Origin of the sequence: Streptomyces chilikensis (assembly GCF_001642695.1) — a bacterium.
GTDB classification, from domain to species: Bacteria; Actinomycetota; Actinomycetes; order Streptomycetales; family Streptomycetaceae; genus Streptomyces; species Streptomyces chilikensis.
This window is the reverse complement of the sequence record NZ_LWCC02000005.1, coordinates 794991-798481: the sequence shown is the minus strand read 5'-3', so window position 1 is coordinate 798481 and position 3491 is coordinate 794991. Positions and strand designations below refer to the sequence as shown.

General features: G+C 70.4%; 3 protein-coding genes. 1 reads left to right on the top strand and 2 read right to left on the bottom strand.

Annotation, left to right across the window (positions count from 1 at the left end):
* Positions 1-17: 17 nt before the first annotated feature.
* Together A2U95_RS03680 and A2U95_RS03675 are read right to left on the bottom strand one after the other, a co-directional pair.
* Positions 18-686: a potassium channel family protein gene (locus A2U95_RS03680; RefSeq protein ID WP_166020787.1), complete on the bottom strand. Its 669-nt coding sequence runs from the start codon at positions 684-686 to the stop codon at positions 18-20.
* Positions 686-1357 carry a potassium channel family protein gene (locus A2U95_RS03675; RefSeq protein ID WP_151775318.1) on the bottom strand — a complete coding sequence of 224 codons (672 nt, stop codon included), beginning with the start codon at positions 1355-1357 and terminating at the stop codon, positions 686-688. The genes A2U95_RS03680 and A2U95_RS03675 overlap by 1 nt, the downstream gene beginning before the upstream one ends.
* Before the next feature lie 244 nt (positions 1358-1601).
* Between A2U95_RS03675 and A2U95_RS03670 the strand changes: the two genes are divergently transcribed.
* A partial coding sequence (locus tag A2U95_RS03670) for an APC family permease (RefSeq protein WP_166020786.1) occupies positions 1602-3491 on the top strand: 1890 nt, incomplete at its 3' end.

Genomic DNA, 3491 nt, shown 5'->3' with positions numbered 1-3491 from the left:
CCCGCCGCTCCGGTGCGTCAGACGCCGTTGCGGACCGACAGCAGGTTCTCCAGCTGCTCCTCGCGATCCTGCGCGGCGACGAAGAGGAGCTCGTCACCGGCCTCCAGCGAGTCCTCCGGCGAGGGCGCCAGCACCCGCGAGCCACGGATGATGGTGACCAGCGAGGTGTCCTGCGGCCACGCCACGTCACCCACCCGGGTGCCGGCCAGCGCCGACTCCGGGGGCAGGGTGAGCTCGACCAGGTTGGCGTCGCCGTGGCTGAACCGCAGCAGGCGGACCAAGTCGCCGACGCTCACCGCCTCCTCCACCAGCGCGGACATCAGACGCGGCGTCGAGACGGCGACGTCCACGCCCCACGCCTCGTTGAAGAGCCACTCGTTCTTCGGGTTGTTGACCCGCGCGACGACCCGGGGCACCCCGTACTCGGTCTTCGCCAGCAGCGAGACCACCAGGTTGACCTTGTCGTCGCCGGTCGCGGCGATGACCACGTTGCAGCGCTGCAGCGCCGCCTCGTCCAGCGAGGTGATCTCGCAGGCGTCGGCGAGCAGCCACTCGGCGCGCGGCACCCGCTCCACCGAGATGGCGGTCGGCGCCTTGTCGATCAGCAGTACCTCGTGGCCGTTCTCCAGCAGCTCGGCGGCGATCGAACGGCCGACGGCGCCGGCTCCGGCAATGGCGACCCTCATCAGTGCCCCGCCTCCTCTTCCGGACCCTTGGCGAACGCGGCCTCGATCTCGGCCACGTCCTCGGTCCGCATCATGACGTGGACCAGGTCGCCGTCCTGGAGGACGGTCTGCGAGGAGGGGATCATCGCCTCGCCGAACCGGGTGAGGAACGCCACGCGCACCCCCGTCTCGTCCTGCAGCCTGCTGATCCGGTGGCCGATCCACGCCGGGGAGGTGTGCACCTCGGCCAGCTGGACGCCGCCGGTGGGGTCACGCCACAGCGGCTCGGCGCCCGAGGGCAGCAGGCGGCGCAGCATCTGGTCGGCCGTCCAGCGGACCGTCGCCACCGTGGGGATGCCCAGGCGCTGGTACACCTCCGCCCGCCGGGGGTCGTAGATGCGCGCGGCCACGTGCTCGATGCCGAACATCTCGCGGGCCACCCGGGCGGCGATGATGTTGGAGTTGTCGCCGCTGGAGACGGCGGCGAAGGCGCCCGCCTCCTCGATCCCGGCCTCACGCAGGGTGTCCTGGTCGAACCCCACGCCGGTGACCCGGCGGCCTCCGAAACCGGAGCCCAGCCGGCGGAAGGCGGTGGGGTCGCGGTCGATCACGGCGACCGTGTGCCCCTGCTGCTCCAAGGTCTGGGCGAGCGCGGCGCCTACGCGTCCGCAGCCCATGATGACGATGTGCACGACCGTCCTTCCGGTGTCCCGATTGTCGTTGCGCACTGCGCTGGCCGAGTGGTCACTGCCGACCGGCGTCACCGGTCGGCAGGAACAGGGTCTCAGACAGCCGCCCAAGGTACACACGCAGCGTCCGGAGCAAACCACCCCCCGCACCTTCCGGGTAAAGCCTTGGCGATGTTTTCACTCCCTTAACGCGATCCTGATGTCCCCGGCTGGGACCTCCCCCCGGGCACGCCTACGATCCTCTGTCGTGTCCAAACTGACCGACGTGCCCAAACGCATCCTTATCGGGCGCGCACTGCGCAGCGACCGGCTGGGGGAGACCCTCCTGCCCAAGAGGGTCGCCCTGCCCGTCTTCGCCTCCGACCCCCTCTCCTCCGTGGCCTACGCCCCCGGGGAGGTGCTGCTGGTCCTGTCGATCGCGGGCGTGTCGGCGTACCACTTCAGCCCCTGGATCGCCGTCGCGGTCGTGGTGCTGATGTTCACGGTCGTCGCCTCCTACCGGCAGAACGTCCACGCCTACCCCAGCGGCGGCGGCGACTACGAGGTGGCCACCACCAACCTCGGCCGCAGGGCCGGCAAGACGGTCGCCAGCGCCCTGCTGGTGGACTACGTCCTCACGGTGGCGGTGTCCATCTCCTCGGGCATCGAGAACCTGGGCTCGGCCGTGCCGTTCGTGGTCGAGCACAAGGTCGCCTGCGCCGTCGCCGTCATCGTGCTGCTCACCCTGATGAACCTGCGCGGGGTGAAGGAGTCGGGCAAGCTCTTCGCCGTCCCGACCTACGTCTTCGTGGCGGGCGTCTTCGGCATGATCCTCTGGGGCGCCTTCCGCGGGCTGTTCCTCGGCGACGACCTGCGGGCGCCCACCGCCGACTACGAGATCCACGCCGAGCACCAGGGGATCGCCGGCTTCGCCCTGGTCTTCCTGCTGCTGCGCGCCTTCTCCTCCGGCTGCGCCGCGCTGACCGGTGTGGAGGCGATCTCCAACGGCGTGCCCGCCTTCCGCAAGCCGAAGTCCCGCAACGCGGCGACCACGCTGCTGCTGATGGGCGCGATCGCCGTCACCATGTTCTGCGGCATCATCGCCCTCGCCATGGCGACCGGCGTCAAGATGGCCGAGTCGCCCGCCCAGGACCTGCTGAAGGACGGACGGCCGGTGGGCGCCGACTACGTCCAGCACCCGGTGATCTCGCAGGTGGCGGAGGCGGTCTTCGGGCACAACACCGTCCCGTTCCTGATCCTCGCCGGAGCCACCGCGCTGGTCCTCTTCCTCGCCGCCAACACGGCGTACAACGGCTTCCCGGTGCTCGGCTCGATCCTGGCCCAGGACCGCTACCTGCCCCGCCAGCTGCACACCCGCGGCGACCGCCTCGCCTTCTCCAACGGCATCGTGCTGCTGGCCGGCGCGGCCGCCCTGCTGGTCGTCGTCTACGACGCCGACTCCACGCGGCTGATCCAGCTCTACATCGTCGGCGTCTTCGTCTCCTTCACCATCAGCCAGATCGGCATGGTCCGGCACTGGAACCGCCACCTGGCCACCGAGAGGGACCAGGCCGAACGCCGGCGGATGCAGCGCTCGCGCGCCATCAACGCCTTCGGCGCCACCTTCACCGGCCTGGTGCTGGTCGTGGTGCTGCTCACCAAGTTCACCCACGGAGCGTGGGTGGCCCTGCTGGGCATGGTGATCTTCTACGGCACGATGACGGTGATCCGCCGCCACTACGACCAGGTCGCCGAGGAGATCGCGGCGCCCGAGGAGCCCGGCGACGAGAGCCGGCGGCCCTCCCGGGTGCACTCCGTCGTCCTGGTCTCCAAGGTCCACAAGCCGGCCCTCCGGGCGCTGAGCTACGCGAGCATGATGCGCTCGGACACCCTGGAGGCGCTCACCGTCAACGTCGACCCGGCGGAGACCAGGGAGCTGCGCGCCGAATGGGACCGGCGCCGGATCGGCGTCCCGCTGAAGGTCCTGGACTCGCCGTACCGCGAGGTCACCCGCCCGGTCATCGAGTACGTCAAGAACCTGCGGCGCGAGTCGCCCCGGGACGTGGTCTCCGTCTACATCCCCGAGTACGTGGTCGGCCACTGGTACGAGCAGCTGCTGCACAACCAGAGCGCGCTGCGGCTCAAGGGCCGGCTGCTC

Bases quoted from the DNA above. Each gene is read 5' to 3' on its own strand.
- A2U95_RS03680 (WP_166020787.1), bottom strand. From the start codon at position 686: ATGAGGGTCGCCATTGCCGGAGCCGGCGCCGTCGGCCGTTCGATCGCC.